Source organism: endosymbiont of Riftia pachyptila (vent Ph05), assembly GCF_000224455.1.
Taxonomy (GTDB): domain Bacteria; phylum Pseudomonadota; class Gammaproteobacteria; order Chromatiales; family Chromatiaceae; genus Endoriftia; species Endoriftia persephonae.
In genome coordinates this window covers 1-20,097 of sequence record NZ_AFOC01000072.1, presented here as the reverse complement: position 1 = coordinate 20,097, position 20,097 = coordinate 1, and the positions used below count along the sequence as shown (strand labels likewise).

The 20,097-nt window shown below is 59.8% G+C and carries 13 protein-coding genes; 2 read left to right on the top strand and 11 right to left on the bottom strand.

The window, feature by feature from the left end:
- Together RIFP1SYM_RS11545 and RIFP1SYM_RS11540 are read left to right on the top strand one after the other, a co-directional pair.
- Nucleotides 1-646, top strand: a 646-nt coding sequence (locus RIFP1SYM_RS11545) for an RNB domain-containing ribonuclease (RefSeq protein ID WP_039960369.1), incomplete at its 5' end; no start/stop codon positions are given.
- 23 nt (nucleotides 647-669) lie between these two features.
- Nucleotides 670-1,215, top strand: coding sequence for a hypothetical protein (locus RIFP1SYM_RS11540; protein ID WP_240992098.1), 546 nt, complete (start codon nucleotides 670-672; stop codon nucleotides 1,213-1,215).
- 64 nt (nucleotides 1,216-1,279) lie between these two features.
- On the opposite strand, the gene RIFP1SYM_RS11535 is transcribed toward RIFP1SYM_RS11540, so the two are convergent.
- The 11 genes from RIFP1SYM_RS11535 to RIFP1SYM_RS11490 form a co-directional block, all read right to left on the bottom strand.
- Nucleotides 1,280-2,329 carry a class I fructose-bisphosphate aldolase gene (locus RIFP1SYM_RS11535; RefSeq protein WP_005964722.1) on the bottom strand — a complete coding sequence of 350 codons (1,050 nt, stop codon included), beginning with the start codon at nucleotides 2,327-2,329 and terminating at the stop codon, nucleotides 1,280-1,282.
- Nucleotides 2,330-2,640: 311 nt separating this feature from the next.
- The gene (locus RIFP1SYM_RS17525) at nucleotides 2,641-2,979 is read right to left on the bottom strand and encodes a hypothetical protein (protein ID WP_139042131.1); all 339 of its coding nucleotides are present in this window, start codon (nucleotides 2,977-2,979) and stop codon (nucleotides 2,641-2,643) included.
- A 1,237-nt stretch (nucleotides 2,980-4,216) separates the two neighbouring features.
- Nucleotides 4,217-5,407, bottom strand: a complete 1,191-nt coding sequence (locus RIFP1SYM_RS11530) for a hypothetical protein (protein WP_006474695.1) — start codon at nucleotides 5,405-5,407, stop codon at nucleotides 4,217-4,219.
- On the bottom strand, nucleotides 5,407-8,982 hold the full coding sequence (gene nifJ / locus RIFP1SYM_RS11525) for a pyruvate:ferredoxin (flavodoxin) oxidoreductase (RefSeq protein WP_005964713.1): 3,576 nt from the start codon (nucleotides 8,980-8,982) through the stop codon (nucleotides 5,407-5,409). Before nifJ ends, RIFP1SYM_RS11530 begins: the two co-directional genes overlap by 1 nt.
- 3 nt (nucleotides 8,983-8,985) lie before the next feature.
- Nucleotides 8,986-10,647, bottom strand: coding sequence for an NAD(P)-binding protein (locus RIFP1SYM_RS11520; RefSeq protein WP_005964710.1), 1,662 nt, complete (start codon nucleotides 10,645-10,647; stop codon nucleotides 8,986-8,988).
- 198 nt (nucleotides 10,648-10,845) lie between these two features.
- On the bottom strand, nucleotides 10,846-13,176 hold the full coding sequence (locus tag RIFP1SYM_RS11515) for a sensor domain-containing protein (RefSeq protein ID WP_081417748.1): 2,331 nt from the start codon (nucleotides 13,174-13,176) through the stop codon (nucleotides 10,846-10,848).
- Complete coding sequence (locus RIFP1SYM_RS16515; RefSeq protein WP_005964703.1) at nucleotides 13,173-15,284, bottom strand: ABC transporter substrate-binding protein; 2,112 nt, start codon at nucleotides 15,282-15,284, stop codon at nucleotides 13,173-13,175. Before RIFP1SYM_RS16515 ends, RIFP1SYM_RS11515 begins: the two co-directional genes overlap by 4 nt.
- Before the next feature lie 124 nt (nucleotides 15,285-15,408).
- Nucleotides 15,409-16,359: a hypothetical protein gene (locus RIFP1SYM_RS11505; RefSeq protein ID WP_005964700.1), complete on the bottom strand. Its 951-nt coding sequence runs from the start codon at nucleotides 16,357-16,359 to the stop codon at nucleotides 15,409-15,411.
- The gene (locus RIFP1SYM_RS11500) at nucleotides 16,356-17,735 is read right to left on the bottom strand and encodes an adenylate/guanylate cyclase domain-containing protein (protein ID WP_006474691.1); all 1,380 of its coding nucleotides are present in this window, start codon (nucleotides 17,733-17,735) and stop codon (nucleotides 16,356-16,358) included. Before RIFP1SYM_RS11500 ends, RIFP1SYM_RS11505 begins: the two co-directional genes overlap by 4 nt.
- Before the next feature lie 244 nt (nucleotides 17,736-17,979).
- Nucleotides 17,980-19,926: a hypothetical protein gene (locus tag RIFP1SYM_RS11495; RefSeq protein WP_039960366.1), complete on the bottom strand. Its 1,947-nt coding sequence runs from the start codon at nucleotides 19,924-19,926 to the stop codon at nucleotides 17,980-17,982.
- Nucleotides 19,893-20,097 (bottom strand): hypothetical protein (locus RIFP1SYM_RS11490; RefSeq protein ID WP_338063177.1); only part of this gene is annotated, 205 nt, incomplete at its 5' end. The genes RIFP1SYM_RS11495 and RIFP1SYM_RS11490, both read right to left, overlap by 34 nt.

The following is a 20,097-nucleotide window of genomic DNA, read 5'->3' as shown; positions in this document are numbered from 1 at the left end:
GGGGGTGGCGATCACCCCGCTGCCGGCACTGAAGAGCCGTGAGATGATCACCGACCTGATGTTGATGGCGGGGGAGGCGGTGGCGATCTACTGTAGCGATAATGAGATCCCTGTGCCCTTCGCCACCCAGGCGCCGCCTGACACGCCGGCCTCGCCGCAGGATTTGGCGGCCATGTACGCCTATGTGCGCAAGTTCAAGCCGACTCAGGTGAAGACCCAGCCGGAGCCCCACAGCGGCCTCGGCCTGCAGCGCTACACTCGCGCCACCAGTCCGCTGCGGCGCTACTCCGATCTGCTTACCCACCAGCAGCTGCGTGCGCATCTCAAAGGTGAGCCGCTGCTCGACATCCACACCATCTCGGAACGCATCAGTCAGGCGGAGCTGGGGAGTATGTCGATCCGCAAGGCGGAACGCCAATCCAACAACCACTGGCGCATGGTCTATCTGCGTGACCACCCCAAATGGCAGGGGGAGGGGGTGGTGGTCGCCATTGAGGGGGAGCGGGCCAGTGTGCTGATCCCGGAGCTGGCGATGGAGGCGCGAGTCAGAATGAAGAGCAAGCCTGCACTAAACTCGGTGGTGAAGATCGCGCCTCGCGAGGTCGATCTGCCCGATCTGGCCTGCTATTTCCGGGTCCTGGGCTAGCTTTATACAAACCGGGGGTGAGCATGAAAAACAGCGTGCTGTTCTGGGCGTTTCTGCTTCTCACCGGATGTGCCATGGGTGGGGGCAAGCAGGGTTCGTCGAATGTCTACTCTGCGCCGCCGGTGGGATCGAGTATCGAGCTGAAAACCGCATTGACGGTGCCAGGAGGAGAGACCCGGGTCTATCTGCAGCGCGGCGCCGTGGTCACAAAAAAGGCGCTGGATCGCTACTATCCAAGCTGTAATTTTGAGCTGAAAAAACTGAGCGAAACCGACAGAACTATCCAGCCTGAAGCCTTCCTGGTGGTAAGGGTTCAGCCACAAACCTCAGAGATCGTCTACCATCCGCAACCACTACAGTTGGCTGGGCTCAGATCCGCCGGAATGGATGGCAGCGGGAGACCGATGATCATGCGCGCGCTACATCTCTGGATTGGCTCAGACCGACAGCCTGACGTGATGCGGCTGACCTGTCGTGGCGGGCTGGATGACATGGCCTGGGCCAGCCCACCTTCCATCGATGCGATGCGTCAGGCGTTGGGAGGTTATGCGTCACTGATTCTGCCCTAGCGCTTGCGGGCACCACAAACTTTTTCTATCCCATTCGTGACTTCGTGGTGACAGCTTGCTCGTTTCAAGCGATGGTTACCTCCGGCGATAGGTAGACGTCCTGGATGGCGTTAAGCAGGGCCACGCCCTCGGTCATGGGCTTCTGGAACGCCTTGCGCCCAGAGATCAGCCCCATGCCGCCAGCCCGTTTGTTGATTAGCGCAGTGCGCACCGCCTGGTGCAGATCATCCTTGCCCGAGGGCCCACCTGAGTTGATCATGCCGATACGCCCCATGTAGCAGTTGGCAACCTGGTAACGCACCCGGTCGATGGGGTGGCTGCCGGAGAGCTCCTCATAGATCCGGGGGTGGGTCTTGCCAAAGTTGATGGCGGTGTAGCCGCCATCCAGGGTTGCCTGTTTTTGCTTGATGATATCCGCCTCGATGGTGGCGGCCAGGTGATTGGCCTGACCGGTGAGATCCGCCGCCGAATGGTAGTCGCTACCCTCGTGTTTGAAGGCTGGATTGCGTAGGTAGGCCCAGAGTACGGTCACCATGCCCAGTTCGTGGGCGGCCTGGAAGGCCTCGCTGATCTCTGTGATCTGGCGGCGCGACTCGGCTGAGCCGAAATAGACCGTGGCGCCCACCGCCGCTGCCCCGAGGTCGAAGGCCTGTTCCACACTGGCGAACAGAGTTTGGTCGTAGATGTTGGGATAGGTGAGCAGCTCGTTGTGGTTGAGCTTCACCAAGAAGGGGATCTTGTGGGCATATTTGCGGCCGACCGAGCCGAGCACGCCCAAGGTGGAGGCCACCGCGTTGCAGCCCCCTTCGATGGCGAGCTCAATGATTTTCTCCGGGTCGAAATAGATCGGATTGGGGGCGAAGGAGGCGCCGCCCGCATGCTCCACCCCCTGGTCCACTGGCAGAATGGAGAGATAACCGGTACCGCTGAGCCGGCCGTGGTTGAACATGGCCTGAAGATTTCGCAACACGCCGAGCTTGCGGTCAGATTGGGCCACCACCCGGTCGATGAAGTCCGGCCCCGGCAGGTGCAACTGCTCGCTGGGAATACCGGCACAGCGGTGCTGTAGCAGATCCTCAGCCTCATTACCCAGTATGCTTTGGATATTGGACATTTTCAGGCCTCCTGAATTGCTTATGGTATTTTTTGGCTCCTCTTATTGGATAGGAGAAAAATACTGAAAAGGAAAGGGCCGCACTGATCGAAGCTCTGCTTGCAAAATGCCGGTGATGTTTTGCGCGAAATCGGGTCAGAGAGCAATTTCCGCCAATATCGTCAAAGGGTGTAAATCAATAACAAAATCAGGTCAGAGAACAATTTCCTGAATGGACTCTGTTTGATCTAATGTAGGTCCTGTTTGTAGAAAAATACCCGTGGACTTGTGACATAGTCCACGGGTGGTTGAGAAGTTGGGGAGCTCAGCATCTAGTCACAAAACAAATCACCGTTCGAGTCATTACCATGTGACCAACTCCAGTCTGAGCAAACCACTTCACCAATCACTTCCATGGTGCCTTCTTGTTCGTTCCACCCACCGCCGACTGTTTCAACTGAAGTTGCGTTGCAGACCATGCATGTGCCGGGTTCGGTGAACCATTCATTCGCTGCGTTTTTAAGCAGCTCTAGTTGATCGTAGATGTCAGCAATTTCTTCCGCAGTCCCAGGAAGCCCAGTTGTTACACACCCAGTCAACTTGCCCGTCAGATCATCGGCAAGTGCACCTGCGACATTGCAAGCGTTGCCGACAATATAACCACCTGCCAACGTGATACCCGCGAGTGTGGTAAGGCCGGCGACTCCGCCCGCAATTCGGGTTCTCTGTCTCGATAGTGACAGCAGCAAATATTGGTAGGCTGGCTCTTATAGCGGCTGCAGCCACAATGCCTCCGCCGATTGAATTGCAGCCTGTTGTTACCGTCCACTTCACCGCATCGCCCGCCATAACTTCACTGGCCATGCACTGCTGACGAATGCTGGGGCCGCTGCTGCTCGCTATGACTCCCATTGAATGGCAACCGCTGTCGCCTGATTCGCCGGAGTTGGTGAGATACTGGTCGCTGCGGCAAATCGTATCTCTCCAGCGCGAAGGTCCATATTGGCGATACTTGCTGTAATATAGGGTCAGATCACCAGTAGGCTTGGGTGTGGCAATCTCATAGTACATGTTCGACCAACCGCCATGCATGCCTCGGGTCTCCGTGACCCTGCTCAGTAGTTTAAAGCCCTTGAAATCCCCTGCCTGTAGAATCATTGGTGTATCTACATGAGTGATTGGGGGCGTAACTTTAGCACCAGTTGTTTTTTTTTTGATGCTTCGGCTGTCTGATGCTTTGTNTCCAGTGTTCTTTACTTCTAAACTTCTGGAGTCCTTGGCTTTAGTAGTTATATCGCTTGTTCTTGGCGCCTCCCTAGAGCGCTCAGCAGAGATGTGGTACTGACGAGCGACTGCATCGCTGTCCACTGTAAAGAGTACGATTGAACCCGGGCCTTCAGACCGTAGTCGCGATCCGAAAACGCTAACAAATGCTTCGCCCTTCGGAACCATTTCCACGAAGAAATTCCTGCGTTGGCATCTATTGTTAAACCACAAACCTTTACCGCACATATTTAGTCGAACTGTCGGAGGCGTACCCAGTGTCTCCTTTCCTACGTCTTTGATCGCTGATTCTTTGGCTTCTGATTTATGCAGAGAAAGTTTTTGAGATGCCTTGAGTTCCGTCGCCTCGGCCGATAGTGGGAAGTAGAGCATGAGAGACAGGTATACATATCCAATCAGTCTTTTCTTGGTCATAAGCAAATCCCTTCAATAAGATAAATAGTCGATTGTGCAGTGAGTTGGTCTCCCTTGGTGAAACTACGAAAAACCGGGTCAGAGAACAATTGATCTGCATCCATAGCCGCTAGCGGCTGAGTCCCCCCCTGATACCGGCTGAGCCGGCATTAGGCCAAGAGGTAGGTAGGCCAAGAGGTAGGTAGGCCAAGAGGTAGGGGGCACTGTTTCCTAGAAATAACGCGCCAAACTTAGCTCAACATAGTCATCCCGGCTGAAGGCGTAGAGCTGATCATCTTCAGGGATGTTGCTCCAGATACGGATCTGCGCCGCGGCCTTCCAGCTGTCGCCGAGGCGTCGGCTTGCTTCCAGGTTGAATAGCAGCGCACCGGAATCGAGGTCGCGGATCACGCCGGTGAGCAGTTCGCTGCTCTGCGCGTCGTTGGCAGTGAGGCGCAGGCCAATGAAGAGGTCGTTTTCAAAGGCGATGGGGGCAGCATCGCCGCGTTCGTCGTAGAGATACTCCATCAGTACCCCCAGGTCCATATCGCTCTGCAGCACTCCCACGTAGGTGTACTCGAAACCGCCGGTGGCGGCGCTGTAGGCGTCGCCCTGGCCACTGCGGTAGGCCGCCTCCAGTTTCCACAGCCAGTCGCCCTTGGTGGCCTGCAGATCGAGGCTAGTCTGGTCGATCAGCGGGTAGAAGGGGGCGAGCACAGTTTCGCCAGCGGTATTGCTCGCGGGGGCCAGGTCTGGGGTGCGGCTGGTGCCGTGGAAGTGGGCCAGGCCGATGTCCCAGTCGCCGAGGCTGTGGGCCCAGCGGATCGCTAGGTCGATGTGGCGATCCTCTTTGTCCGATTCGTAGCGGGTCAGGTCACGATCGACCCGGGGCTGGCTGCGAAACCGTCCGTGGATCCCCGGAAAAGTCCGTTCACGAAAGCCGGGCAGCACAAACAGATCGAGCAGCCCCCAGTCGCGCTCGCTAGAGAAGCGGATCATCGGCTGGCCCAGTTTCTGCTCGGCATCCAGGTTCTCCACCAGATCGGTCTGGTTGATGATGTCGACCAGGTGACGTGCCTCGGTCACACCCCAGAAGACTTTGCCGATGCCGGCTTGCAGCTCCCAGTTTTCTGCGGCGTAGGTCCAGAGCAGCTCGCGGATGTCGCCGTGGCTACGCTCGCTGTCGGCTGAGTCCCAGCGGTAGAAGGGGCGGAACACCAGGCTCTGCCGGTCGTCATCCCAAGCGTGGTAGAACTCCGGCTCGGCGGCGAGGGAGAGCAGGCTGCTGCGTTGCTCAGGTTCCAGCGGGTGCTGACTGAAATAGCGGCCTTGGGCCTCGATATAGCCCGACCACTCCCCCGCTAACAGGGGGAGTGGCAGCAGAGCGAAGAGGATGAAGAGCCGTCGCAGCGCGCGCTGCATTAGGCGACCGGCTGGAACTCGGTCGGCTCTTGTTCGGCCATGTGTTCGTAAGTATCCCATCGTAGATCGACCAACTCTTGTGCCACCTGGATCAGGTGCTCCGCCTCATCCGGGTGGGTACGGGTCAGCAGCTTATAGCGCATCTCGTTGTAGGCGTAGTCCTTGAGGCGGATCCGCGGCCGCGGCGAATCGAGCACGAAGGGCCGGTGGCCCGCCTTGCGCAGCGCCGGACTGTAGCGAATTAGCGGCCAGTAGCCGCTCTCCACCGCCAGTTTCTGCTGCTCCAGGCCCTGGCGCAGGTCGTATCCGTGGGCGATACAAGGGCTGTAGGCGAGGATCAGCGAGGGGCCATCGTACTCTTCAGCCTCACGCATCGCCAGCAGGGTCTGCTGGGGACTGGCGCCCATCGCCACCCGTGCCACGTAGACGTTGCCGTAGGAGATAGCCTGCATTGCCAGATCCTTCTTGCCGATGCGCTTGCCCGCTGAGGCGAACTTGGCCGTGGCGGCGGTGGGGGTCGATTTCGACATCTGCCCGCCGGTGTTGGAGTAGACTTCAGTATCGAGCACCAGCACGTTGATGTTGCGCCCAGATGCGAGTGCATGATCGAGACCGCCGGAACCGATGTCGTAGGCCCAGCCGTCGCCGCCTACCAGCCAGACCGAGCGGCGCACTAGATGGTCGACCAGCGACAGCAGGTTTTTTGCTCGTGGATCGTTGATGTTTTTCAGCTTTTGTTTCAGCTGGACGACTCGCTCGCGCTGGGCGCGCAGCTCACTACCGACCCGCTGGTCGGTGCTGAGCAGGGCATTGACGCACTCCTCACCCAGCTGTGGAGCCAGTTCTTTGATCAGCTTCTTAGCCATCGTGGTGTGGTGGTCGGAGCTGATGCGCATGCCGAGGCCGAACTCGGCGTTGTCCTCGAACAGGGAGTTGGACCAGGCCGGGCCCTGGCCCTCTTTGTTTTTGGTCCAGGGGGTGGTGGGTAGATTGCCGCCGTAGATCGAGGAGCAGCCGGTGGCGTTGGCCACCAGCAGGCGAGGGCCAAATAGCTGGGAGAGGAGCCGCACGTAGGGGGTCTCGCCGCAGCCGGAGCAGGCGCCGGAGAACTCGAACAGCGGCTCCAGAAACTGCGCGCCGCGCACCGAGGAGAAGTCGACCTTGGCGCGGTCGTTGACCGGCAGGCTCTCGAAGAATCCCACATTGGTCTTGCCCGCCTCGAACACCGGCGCTTTCGGCTTCATGTTGATCGCTTTGGTGGTTTTATCTTCGAAGTCGTACGCGGGGCAGGCCTCGACGCAGAGGCCGCAGCCGGTGCAGTCCTCTAGATAGATCTGCAGGGTGTAGCGGGTCTCGGGAAAGCCGCGGGCGCTGATCCGGGCCGAGGGGAAGGAGTCGGGCGCGTCCGCCAGCTTCTTCTCATGGTAGAACTTGGAGCGGATTACGCTGTGCGGGCAGACGAAGCTGCAGTTGCCGCACTGGATGCAGATATCGGGCTCCCACACCGGGATGAAGTCGGAGATGTTGCGCTTCTCCCACTGGGTGGTACCGCTGGGGTAGGTGCCGTCCACCGGCAGTTTGCTCACCGGTAGCTCATCACCGCGGCCGAGCAGCATCGGTGCGGTGACCTCCTGTACGAACTCAGGGGCCTGGGGCGGTACCACTGGATCGAGCTCGCGCTGGCTGCTGACTTGATCGGGGTAGTCGACCTTGTGCAGATGATCGAGAGCGGCGTCTACCGCCTTGAAGTTTTGCTCGATCACCGCCTTGCCTTTGGTGAAGTAGCTTTTCTCGATCGCCTGTTTGATCTGTGCGATCGCCTCGTCCCTCGGCAGCACCCCAGAGAGGGCGAAGAAGCAGGTCTGCATCACGGTGTTGATGCGCCGCCCCATGCCCGCCTCTCGGGCTACGGTGGAGGCGTCGATCACATACAGGGCGATCTGTCGGTCGATTAGGATCTGCTGCACTGGTCTGGGTAATTTTTCCCAAACCTCGTCCGGGCTGTAGGGGCTGTTGAGCAGGAACACCGCACCTTCTGCGGCCTCGCGCAGTACTTCCACCTTGGAGACGAAGTCGAACTTGTGGCAGGCGATGAAGTTAGCCGACTGAATCAGGTAGGGGGCCTTGATCAGCTGCGGGCCAAAGCGCAGGTGGGAGACGGTGGTTGAGCCCGCCTTGCGCGAGTCGTAGACGAAGTAGCCTTGGGCGTTCAGCTCGGTGTTCTCGCCGATGATCTTGATGCTGTTTTTGTTGGCGCCAACCGTACCATCGGAGCCGAGGCCGAAGAACAGGGCGCGGGTGACATCCTCGCCCTCGATGTTGAACTTGGGGTCGAACTCAAGGCTGGTATGGGTCACATCGTCTGTGATGCCGATGGTGAAGTGGTTCTTCGGCGCTGCCTTGGCCAGCTCATCGAACACCGCCTTGGCCATCGCCGGGGTGAACTCCTTGGAGGAGAGGCCGTAGCGGCCACCGATCACCCGCGGCAGGTTGCTGATCGTGCCCTGGGTGTAGGCCTCCATCAGCAGCGTCATGATCTCTTGATAGAGCGGTTCGCCGTTGGCGCCGATCTCCTTGGTGCGGTCTAGTATCGCGAGCGACTTTACGCTGCTGGGCAGCACCGCCAGCAGATCATCGGCGGGGAAGGGGCGGAACAGGCGAACCTGCAGCACACCCAGCCGTTCATCCTGAGCGTTGAGCTGCTCGACGGTCTGCTGCACCGTCTCGATGCCGGAACCCATGATGATGACCACCCGCTCCGCCTGTGGATCGCCAAAATACTCATAGAGGCTGTATTGGCGGCCGGTGAGCTCGGCGAAGCGGTTCATGGTCTGCTGCAGGATGCCGGGGATGCGCTCGTAGTAGGGGTTGGCGCTCTCGCGGCCCTGGAAATAGACATCCGGATTCTGTGCAGTGCCGCGGATGAAGGGGTTGTCTGGGTTGAGGGCGCGCTGGCGGTGGGCGATCACCAGGTCTTCATTGATCATGGCGCGGATCTGCGCGTCAGAGAGCAGCTCGATCTTGTTCACTTCGTGGGAGGTGCGAAAGCCATCAAAGAAGTGGATAAAAGGTACCCGGGTCTCGAGGGTGGCGGCGTGGCTGATCAGCGCCAGGTCGTGGGCCTCCTGCACCGAGGCGGAGCAGAGCATGGCGAAGCCGGTGGTGCGTGCTGCCATCACGTCCTGGTGGTCGCCGAAGATCGACAGCGCCTGGGCCGCCAGCGAGCGGGCCGCCACATGGAACACCGTGGAGGTGAGCTCGCCGGCGATCTTGTACATGTTCGGCAGCATCAACATCAGCCCCTGGGAGGAGGTGAAGGTGGTGGTCATGGCGCCGGCCTGCAGGGCACCGTGGGCGGTGCCGGCAGCGCCTCCCTCCGACTGCATCTCGAACACATCGGGCACTTGGCCCCAGATGTTGGTGGTGCCCTTGGCAGACCAGACATCGGCCGACTCCGCCATCGGTGAGGAGGGGGTGATTGGGTAGATCGAGCAGACCTCGCTGACCCGGTAGGCGACGTGAACCACCGCCTCGTTGCCGTCGATGGTGACAAATTTTTTGTTGTTCTCGCTCATGGCTCAGCCTCCGCTCATGCCGACTTTTTCATAGATTGAGCCGGGCTCCGGCACCATCTCGATGGCGTGGCAGGGGCACTGCTCGTAACAGACCGCGCAGCCAGTGCAGCGCGAGTAGTCGTAGCGGTAGCGTTTGCCGGGGCCAAGTTTGATCACGGCGCCTTCTGGACAGGAGCCGAGGCAGCCGTCGCACTCGAAGCAGTTGCCGCAGGAGAGGCAGCGCTGCGCCTCGAACTGCGCCTCGCCCTCGTTCAACCCCTGCAGGATCTCGTCGAAGTTGTCCATGCGCTCCACCAGCGGCAGCTGTTGCTGTTCCCGCTGGGGGGCGTTGGTGCGGTACCAGAGATGGAGCTTTTCGTGATCGACCAGTGGATGTTTTCTGGCGGGTTGATAGGGCTTGCCACGCAGGTAGCCGTCGATGAAGCGGGCCGCCTTTTTGCCGTGGCCGACCGCAATGGTCACCGAGCGTTCGCTGGGCACCATGTCGCCGCCGGCGAAGATGTCGGGGGCGCCGGTCATCATGTCCTCGCCAACGATCACGGTGCCGTCGCGGTTGAATTCAATGCCTGGCACTGAGTCGAGGAAGCCGGTATCGGTGTCCTGACCCACTGCCAGGATCAGGGCGTCGGCCTGCAGTTCTTCGACCTCACCGGTGGGTTGGGGGCGGCCATTCTCGTCCAGCTCCATTACTTCGACCTTGAAGGTGGTCTGGTCGATCTCTTTGATGGTGCGCAGCCACTTGATCTTTACGCCCTCCTCGAGGGCCTCATCGGCCTCGAAGTCGTGGGCCGGCATGCTGGCGCGGTCGCGGCGGTAGATAATCATCGCCTCGTCGACGCCCAGGCGCTTGGCGGTGCGGGCCGCGTCCATGGCGGTGTTGCCGCCGCCGTAGATCGCCACCCGGCGACCCAGCTTGGGCGGGTTGTCGCTGTGAGCCTGGCGCAGGAAGCTGACCGCGTCGAGCATCTTGCCGGCATCCCGGGCAGGGATCTCGATCTTCTTGCTGATGTGGGCGCCGACGGCGATGAAGACTGCATCGAAGCCGCCTTCCTGCTTCTCCTTGAGCAGATCCTCGACCCGGTGGTTGAGGCTGATCTTGACCCCGATCTCCTCGATGCGGCGGATCTCGGCGGCCAGCTCGTTCCGCGGCATGCGATAGGCGGGGATACCGAAGTGGATCATACCGCCGGCGATCGGGCCGGCCTCACGGATCTCCACCTGATGACCGAGGCGGGTCAGGTGGTAGGCGGCGGAGAGACCGGAAGGCCCGCCGCCGACCACCAGCACCTTGCTGCCGCCGGGCTTCGCCTCGAACTTCGGTTTCCAGCCCTGCTCTAGCGCCATGTCACCGAGGAAGCGTTCCACCGCGTGGATGCTCACGGTGCTGTCGGTGAAGTTGCGGTTGCAGCCTGTCTCGCAGGGGTGGTAGCAGACACGGCCGTGGATCGCCGGCATCGGGTTGTTCTCGATCAGCAGCTGCCAGGCCTCTTCGTAGCGCTGCTCCTGAGCCAGTGCCAGCCAGCCCTGGATATCTTCCCCGGCGGGGCAGGCACTATTGCAGGGGGGCAGGAAGTCGAGGTAGACGGGGCGGCGGGTACGCACCGCGCCTGTGCCCTTGTCGAACCGGGTCAGATCGGTGCTCCCGGTCATGTCCTTTACGGTCATTGGTAGTTGTCCTGTAGTGAATAGCAGGATGCAGGATTAGGAAGGCGTCCTATCCTACTGTTTATTCTTTGGAAATTTTGTTGCTGGCAGGCGCGCCGCAGGGCCGCTGCCGGGGTTGGTTCCGCAACTCAATGGCGGCACAGGATAGAGAAATCGACCGGGGATTTCCACAGAAAATTAATGCTTAGTATTGGCTTTTCAGTGGCTATTGTGTGCTGGGACCGGAAACTCCAGTAGCGCCTCCAGCTGCTCAGCAGGCATCGGGCGGTGGAAATAGTAGCCCTGTGCAAGATCACAGCCGATCTCAATGGAGAGGGCGTGCTGGGCCTGATTTTCAACACCTTCCACCACCACTTTCATACCGAGCCGGTGGCCGACTGCAACGATCGCTTCCATGATCGACCGGTCATCGCTGTCGTGGGGGGCGTCGCGCACGAACGCCCGGTCGATCTTGAGATTGTCGACCGGAAAACGTTTTAGGTAGCTGAGGGAGGAGTAGCCGGTGCCGAAGTCGTCGATGGCGATCTGCATGCCGGCCTGGTGGAGCCGTTTCAGGTCGGAGAGGATCTTTTCATCCGCCTTGATCAACACGTTTTCGGTTAGCTCGATGCCGATATCGGTAGGAGAGAGCCCGTATTTCTGCAGAGTTTTAGTGATGACCAGATAAAGATCGTGAAACAGAAACTGCCGTCCGGAGATGTTGATGTCGATCTGGAAGTCGCGCAGCCCGCGTGCTTTCCAGGCGGCTCGTTGCCGGCAGGCGGCGTTGATCACGCACTCGCCGATGCGGATGATCAGTTCCGAGCGCTCTGCTACCGGGATAAACTCGGCCGGTGAGATCGGCTCGCCATCTTCGGGCAGCCAGCGCAGCAGCGCCTCACAGCTTTTGATCTTGCCGCTCCGCAGGTCCACTTGTGGCTGGTAGTAAAGTTGCAGGACCTCAGTCTCAAGGGCACGCCGTAGCTGGGTCTCGATCTGCTGGTAGCGGCGCAGTTCGTCATTCATCGTTTGGGTAAAGAACTGGTAGCGGTTGCGCCCGGCATCTTTGGCTCGATACATGGCGGCATCGGCATTTTGCAGCAGTTCGCCGGTAGTCTGGCCATCATCGGGAAACAGGCTGATACCGATGCTGGTGGTGACAAAGGCCTCCTGTTCTTTGAGATCGAACACCGTGGCAAACTCACGGATGATCTTCTTGGCTACAGCAGCGACCTCACTATTCTCCTGGATCATCGGCATCATCAGCACAAACTCGTCACCGCCAAAGCGCGCCACAGTGTCGTACTTCCGTAGTTGGCTGGAGAGGCGTTTGGCCACCTGCAGCAGCAGGATGTCGCCATACTCGTGGCCCATCGAGTCGTTGATCACCTTGAAATTGTCGAGGTCGATAAAGAGGATCGCCAGTTTCTGCCCGAACCGCTCGGCCTCCTTGATGCGGTTGCTGAGTTCACTCTCCAGCAGGTAGCGGTTGGGCAGATGAGTCAGCTGGTCGTAGGTGGCGAGGTGTTCAAGTTTGTCTAGCGCCCGCTTCTGCTCTGACTGATCGACATCGATGCAGAACATCTCGGGATTATCTGTGTCCTGGTTGAGTAGCACATGACTGGAGAAGACCGGCAGCAGATGGCCGTCCTTGTGTAGCAGCTCCAGCTCGCCGGGGGGGATCGGCTGCCCCCGCTCGAGCCAGGCGTGGTGGGCTTCGACTAGGCAGTCGTACATCGACTCGGGGATGATCAGATCCTGCAACTGGGCGCCGAGCGCCTCCTCTTCCGTGTAGCCGTAGAGTCGCGAGCTGGCGGCGTTCCAGTAGATCACCCGGAGCTCTTTGTCGTAGCCCTGTACTGCCACGTTGGGCAGGCTCTCGATCAGTTCGCGAAAGCGTCTTTCACTCTCCCGCAGATAACTCTCGGCCTGTTTGCGTTGGGTGATGTCGCGGTCGATGCCACGATAGCCGGCCAGTTCGCCGTTGGCATCGAAGAAGGGCATGCCGCTGGTGTCGAGTATTACCTGATGGCCCTGTTTGTGCCGATTGAGGTTCTCCAGGGAGCTGAAGGGACGCCGCTGTTGGATAATGGCCGCGAACTGGCTGGAGACCTGATCAGCAACCTCAGGGGGCATGAAGTCGAAGGGGGTTTTGCCGATCAGCTCCTCGGGCTTGTAGCCGAGAATCGTTTTTGTCTGAGGGCTGCAGTAAGTGTAGCGGCCTTGACTGTCGGTCTCCCAGACAAAGTCCTGGGTCGATTCGACCAATGCCCGGTAGCGCTCCATATTTTCTTTGAGGGAGCGCTCGGTGCGCCTGCGCAGGATCTCGGCGCCGGCCTTGGCGGCGATAATGTTCAGGGCATCCTCCCAGTGGGTGGGCACGTTGAGCGGCTGACGCGATATAACCCAGACGATGCCAATAACCTTGTGATGCTGGTCACGAATTGGTGTGCCGGCATAGCCTTGGACGCCGAGTTTTTCCAGCTCCGGGTCTTCAGGAAACTGCTGTGCGACATCCTGAGGATAGAGGCAGGTGGCAGTGGTAGTCACCTCCCTGCAGGGTGAGCCGGCCAGTGGATAGCCGTAGTCGNANTCAGCTCGCCATCGAGTGTCAGTGCAATCGCCTGTACCCACTCATCATCTTCGATTACCCCGATGCTGGCGCCATCGGCATTGAACCAACGGCAGAGCGCACTGACTGTTTTGTCGAAGAAGGCCTGACCGGTCAGGCCGACCATGCTTTCGACCAGGATGTGCAGTGCGTCGTCAGTCTGTTTACGCTCGGTGATATCGAACAGGGCGCCATCCAGACAGAGGATCTTCCCATCCTGCCCCCGGCTTGCTGTGCCGCGGTCTGCCAGCCAACGGATTGCCCGGTCATGTTGGCGGATGATGCGAAATTCGAGGTAGTAGTCGTCGTGATCCCAGAGCCGTTTGTCGAGATAGTCGAGGCTCGGTTCGATATCGGCCGGGTGGATCAGCTCCAAAAACGAGATTGCGGCGTTGTTGATGAAATCATCTGCCGGGTATTCCGTCAGTTGTTCGATATAGTCACTGATAAACAGCATGCTACGGCTGCGATCGTACATGCAACGGTAGATGGCGCCGGGGATGTTGGCGAGCATCGACTGGTTGCTTCGCTGCTGCTGCAGAGCGGTGTTCTCCGCTTTGATGCGCTGGGTGACATCCTGGGTAACACTGAGCAGGCGGCTGATCTCGCCATTGGCTTCGCGGAAGGGAACGGCGTGGGTCTCCAGCCACAGTTTGTGCTCCTTCAGCCCGGTGGCACGGAACAGCAGGCTCCCGGAGTGGCCGGCAAAAACCTGCTTAATGAGTTCGATGAACTGTTTTCGATAGGGCTTATCCACCAGTTCGGTGATCGGATGGCCGCGTACTTGCTCGATCCTGTCTGCATCGATCATCGCCAGGCCGGCTCTGTTTATAGTAAGCAGGCGGCCCTTGCGATCCAGAGTCTTGACGCAGGCGGGCTCCATATCGATCAGGGTGCGCAGAGAGTGCTCGCTCTGGGCGAGTTCGGCGGTGCGTTGGCGGATCAGGCGGCGCATCTGCAGATTGAACAGCAGCAGCAACGCGACTAGGAAGAGGACCAGGCCAGCGAGCAGGAGGTTCCAGTATTCGACCAGCCAGCGCGCCCAACTGCTGGCCTGGTCATTTTCGGCGTAGATCAGTCCTGCGATGCGGCTGCCCGGCGGGATCAGTTCTAACTCGGTGAAGACGTCGCGGATATGCTCCCAGCGGGCCGGATTCATATGACCGATCCTGACCAACAGTGGCTGAATCAGTTCACGGGAGGTGCGTGCCTCATACTCCAAATGTTTGCGGCTCAATTCCTGAGTGTTGTACTTGGCCAGGATTAGATCAATCAGCTCATCCGGGTGGTTGAGGGCGTACTCCCAGCCCCTGAGACTCGCCTTGAGAAAGTTACGCAGCCGTTGCGGATGCTGCTCTGCCTCGGCTTCAGTGGTGGCGAGAACATCGCCATAGAAGTCGATTCCATACTGCTTGGGTAACAGATAGCGACCCTCGGTGCCTGTCTCTTGCAGGGCAAAACCCTGATCGGTGACATAGGCATTGAAGACGTCGGTATCGCCTCGGATCAGTGAGCGCACATCGAAACTGGTGGGTAGAATGGTGAGATCGTCGAGGCTCAGGCCGGCGCGACGCAGGGTGGCACGGAGCGCAGCATCCTGGATGCCCGATCCCAGCATCACCCGCTGTCCAGCGAACTCTGCCACACTGTTTATGCCTGACTCCGCCTTGACCAGAAAGGCGTAGGGGCTGTGCTGGAAGATGCTGGCGAGGGCCACCACTGGCTTGCCCTGGGTACGGTGGATGAGAATATCGGCAGCGGTAACCGCGTATTCGGCCCTGCCCTCCAACAGAGCCTCGATAGGTGAATATTCCCCCTGATGTTCAAGGATCCTGACCTCCAGCCCTGCATTGCTATAGAAGCCTTTCTCGAGAGCAGCATAGTAGCCGGCGAACTGGAAGGCGTGCTTCCATTTGAGCTGCAGGGTAACCGGTACCAGGTGGTTATCTGCAAAGCTGGGAGGAGGTAGCCAGCAGAGAAGGATGATCAGTAGCCGTGATAGGAAAGAGAGAGCAGTGTTTGGTGTGGACGGATGAAGAGGGGGCATAGCGAGGTGCCACTATGGCTGCTTGCCGTCAACCCTAGGTCGGGCTGATCCTGGTGCCACGTTAGACAAATGCCTCCAGCGCGAGAATCTACTGGCCGATCTAGCCGCGTCGATCATCCTGATACTACCTCGATTTCCTGAGTTGCTCCAGGTTGTCCAGAATTCGCTGTGCTCGCTCGATCTTCACCACCACCCGATCGTCGTTGGGGTCGAGCTTCTGGGCGGCCTCCCAGACTGCAATAGCGCCGGCAACCTCTCCCTGTGAGTATAGCCGGTCGCCTGTCTTGAATAGGTTCTTCAGATGAATCTGTAGCTCTTTCTGCACCAGCTGCAAGAGCTCTCGTACGGCGCTGTTTTTTGGCTCTTTTTGCAGCAACTTCTGCAGCAGCATCTTGGCTTTGCTCAGCTCATTCTTCTCAAACAGAACCTGAGCCTGCTTGAGCTTGTTGGTGGATGCTTTCTTTGAGATCGCGGCGCGCTGCGACTTTTTAATTTTCCGGGCCCGCTTAACCGCTTTGGAGGAGCGGGAGTTGAGTAGCTTCAATAGGCGCCGATCATCTTCATCCTCCTTAATCGACAGCGCCACTGTCAGGCAGCGGGTCGCCAGTTTGGGTTGGTGGCGCCACTCCCGCCAGCCGCAGCGGGTCAGGTAGAGGTGTTGCTGCTCCTGCTCGGACTGGGCATCGAGGAGTTTGGAGTGGAGGTGGGCGTCTCTCGGCCGGTTTTCTGCCAGCTTCGTTATCAGGGGCAACTGTTTTTGCAGTGCATCGTATTGTTGCAGCAGCAACTGATCCTCAAGCTGCTCCTCCCGACGGGTCTGGATGGCGCTTAGTTTGTTGTGCAGCCTGACCACGGCCTTATCCTTCTCGCCCGCCATGATCGCCTTCTCCAGCAGGGCCACTGCTTCACCCAGTTCACCCTTCTTCAGCAGCTGGTTGGCCGTTTTCAGTGGTTTTTCGACCTTTTTGGGTTCGGGTTCGCCCAACTGTGGCAGCTTCAGTTCAGGCGGCAGGCTGGCGCAGCCGCTCAGGGCTGCTGTCATGATCAGGGCCGTCCATGTCTTGCTTTTTTTCATGCTGTTTCTTGGCTGTTTCTGATTTTTTTCACGGTGGCCGCCAGCCGGCGGGCGAACTTGTCTTTAGGTGCGTTAACCAGCAGTGTGCTGACGGGCTCTTTTCTGCCTTTGACGTTGATCGGTGCTTGTAGGGTGAGATCCACCGTATTCCTGACCGCATGGGGTGATGCGGTAGCCTCGCTGATCAGGATGCCGCTGGTTGGCGCCCGGTCGCAGAGGCGCGAGGCGACGTTCACGGTGTCGCCGATTACGGTGTATTCGAGTCGCTCTGGGATACCGATGTTGCCCGCCAGCATATCACCACTGTTGATGCCGATGCGCACCTGGATCGGCTGCTCATGGTTGAGGTGGCGGTTGCGGTTGATGCGGTCGATCAGCGCCACGATCAGGCAGGCGCAGCGCACCGCATGGGCGGCGTGGTGTGGGTCCGGGTCGGGGGCGCCGAACAGGATCATCGCAGCATCACCGATGAACTTGTCCACCATGCCGTGGCTGTGCTGGGCCGCCTCGGCGATGTTGCCTAGGTAGAGATTGAGCAGTTCAGCGACCTGGTCCGGCGGCAGATGCTCTGACATCCTGGTAAAGCCGACGATGTCGCAGAACAGCACACTACCCTTGATTTGACTGTTGGCGAGGCGTGTGTCGGAGAGGTTGGCGAGGATCATCTCCGCCACCTTGGGGGAGACATAGCGGGCCAGTGCCTCTTCAACCTGCTGCTTCTGTAATAGGCCGGTGCTCATGCGCTGAAAATGGGAGTAGACCTGGCCGATCTCATCGCGGCGGTCAGTGTAGGTAGAGTAGGCCGGCTCCTCAGAGGATTCAGACTGGCCCGCTTCCGCCAAGCGGCTGATTGGTCGCGCCAGCTGCCGGCTCAATCCATAGGTGAGAAACGAGGCGATTACGATCAGCAGTAGGGTGGCGCCGGCGATGACGTTGATAATGGTTTGCCGGTAGCTGTCGAGAAAGGCTCTGTCTAGGGTGACGTAGGCCTCGCCCGCCTTGATCTTGTTGAACAGGATTGGGTTGCTGAAGGTGACCAGAGGACGTTTGATATTGGGTTTGCTGCGGTCAGTCCAGTAGTAGGGCTTGCTTGGATCGGGGAGCTTCTCTGGATTCGTACCAGCAGCGATGTGCAGTTGTTTGATCCCTGAGACCACCGCTCCCACCAGATTCCGGTTTTTTAGCTGGCGATTGACCAGGCCCTCCAGGGCGAGCTGGTCCTCTGCCAGCAGGGGCTCGCTGGCGGAGTGGGCGAACTGCTGCACGATGGTCCCGCCAAAGATCTCGATCTCCGCTGTGTGTACCCGGTCCTGCAGGGTGATCAGCAGCCAGCCTAAGGCGCTCATGACCAGCGCGATCAGAGCACCGATTACCATCGTCCACTTCACCGCAAGGGGCAGGGCAGCTTTGCGAAAGACACCGCGTATCTGGCGAAAAAAGGGAGCTGGCATGATGGCTTAGGTTACAAAAAGGTTGAGATGACTTGGGATATTTTTCTTAGTTCTCCACGCTAGTTAGTATGCGGTTGATCGCATCATTTGCCAAAACAATTAAGTGACTGGGAAAGAAAAAAGCCCCTCGTGGAGAGGGGCCAAGGCTACGGCGGGGGATGGGTTGGCCTTAGAGCTTATTTTCGTGACACAAGGTGCAACTCACCTCGGTACCTCGGCTGAGGGTGATCTGCTTGCTCCCGTCGGGTTGTTTGTCATGGCTCTCCAGGATACGCAGGTCGGCGGTGCGCGCCAGCACACTGCCCTCACCGTTGCTGCCGTGGCAGGCGCGGCAGCTGTTGGGGTTCTGCTCGGCGACGCTCTCGTGGCGATGGGTCCAGTTGGGATCGTTCACCGGATGCATGCCGTGGGGACCGTCGAGGGTCAGGCCGAGACTGCCAGGCGCATGGCAAGTGTCGCACTCGGTGATGGTACCGGTATGGCCCTGTAGGCCGATGGCGGCCAGGTTGTCATTGGCGAGGAAGGGCGAGTTGACATCATCACCATCCGGCTGCACCGGCCAGATGGCGTGAGTGCTGCCGTGGCAGCCTTCACACATCACGCCGCCGTGGCCTTTGCTCAGACGATAGAGACCTTGGTCTTCGGCGAAACGCGAGCCGGGTGCGCTGATGAAGGGGAGGCTGGCGGCTGTGGCATCTGACTTGCGATAGGTCTGGCGCAGGCGGATGCCGTCGACGGCGAGTTCGAAGTCACTGGTGTCGGCTTGGGCGATGGTTAGCACGTCGCCGATGTGGCAGGCCTGGCACTGAGGTTCGTTGGCCCAAGGTACCCGTCGGGTGAGGTCGAGGCCGGTACCGCCGGGCAGTCCTTCGCTGAAGTCATTGCCCACCTGCTTCATGTTGCCGTGGCAGTCCTGGCAGACCACGCCGCCGCTGGCCATTGCACCGCGCAGGCACTGGGTGCGCTTGCCTGGATGGCACTGGTAGCAGCTCTCCTGCAACACTTGGGCCTGTAGTTCGGGGGTGCGGGCGGGATCGCTGGGGGCAGGCATCTCGGGGAACAGATCGGTGAACTCACCGTGATGGCCATGCATCGTCCGTGACATGCTGATGTGGCGGGTCTGTTGGCGGCCATGAATACCCTGCTCGGGTTCGTCCACCGGCCCGATCTGGGCCAGGTCGAGGGCCGGTGAGTAGTGGCACTGGGAGCACTGGATGTTGCGGCGCACGTCGAGACAGGAGGCCTCGCTGCCACTTGTGCACGGCAGTGGGCTGGTATCGATGCTGGAGGTGTAGTTGGCGCCGTGTTTGGCGTCATGCAGTCGCAGGACGTTGATCTTGGCGGCGTTGAGCAGCGGCTCGGGTCCGGGGGCATCTGCCGTCAGCATCACCTCCCAAGGGGTGCCGTCGGCGTAGTTGGAGACCGAGGCGAAGTTGGCCGCCGCGCCATTGCCGAAGTCGGCTGGATCGGCGTGACACCCCTGGCAGTCGGCCTCCGAGGCCACCGGTAGCACCACCTCGGTGCTGGCGAGTACGTTATTCGTGATATGGGGGGCCATACCCTTGCTGATCGCCGAGACCTTCATCAGTGGGTAGGCGTTGCTCTGCCCAAGGTCATCCACCGGCAGCATCGGGATGCCGTCCGCGGCGAACCAGTTGACACCCAGTACGGTGGTGCCGATGGGCAGAGCGGTGAAAAAGGGCAGGTCGACATCGAATCGGTCGAATGGCTGGGGTTCGTTGGCGGAGAAGGGCGAGGTGATGAAGGGTGTATGGTTGACCGCGCTGGGCATCGCCTGCTGCCCGACCACCAGCCCCGGCAGATGCGCTGGATCTGGCACCGGAATTCCAAGGTCGCCGGGGATCGGGTCGAAGGCGGCGGTTAACACGCTGGGACAGCCGATGGCCGGATTGGGATCGCACAGGCTGTCGAGTCCCACGGCCAGCACACTCGGATAGAGCGAGGCGTAACCGAGGGCACCCTGGGTGTTGCCCGAGTCGGTGATCTCCCAGAAATTGGATTTGAAGATCCCCGGCCCGTTGAAGCTGGTGGTGTTGATGGAAGCGGGGCCGACAGGGTCTCTCAGGTTGCTGCTGGCAGAGTAGACCAGATCCACGTCGGTGTCGCTGAGGATGCGGGGGGGCTGCCGTCGCTGCCCATCTCGATTACCTGGGCGTGGACCACGTTGAACGGTGGTAGGATGCTGAAGATCTGGTAGTCTTGATCAGCGCAGTGCATGCCGAGGTCGTTGGCGGCCAGCACCCGGAACGGGCTGGTCTGCACTGTT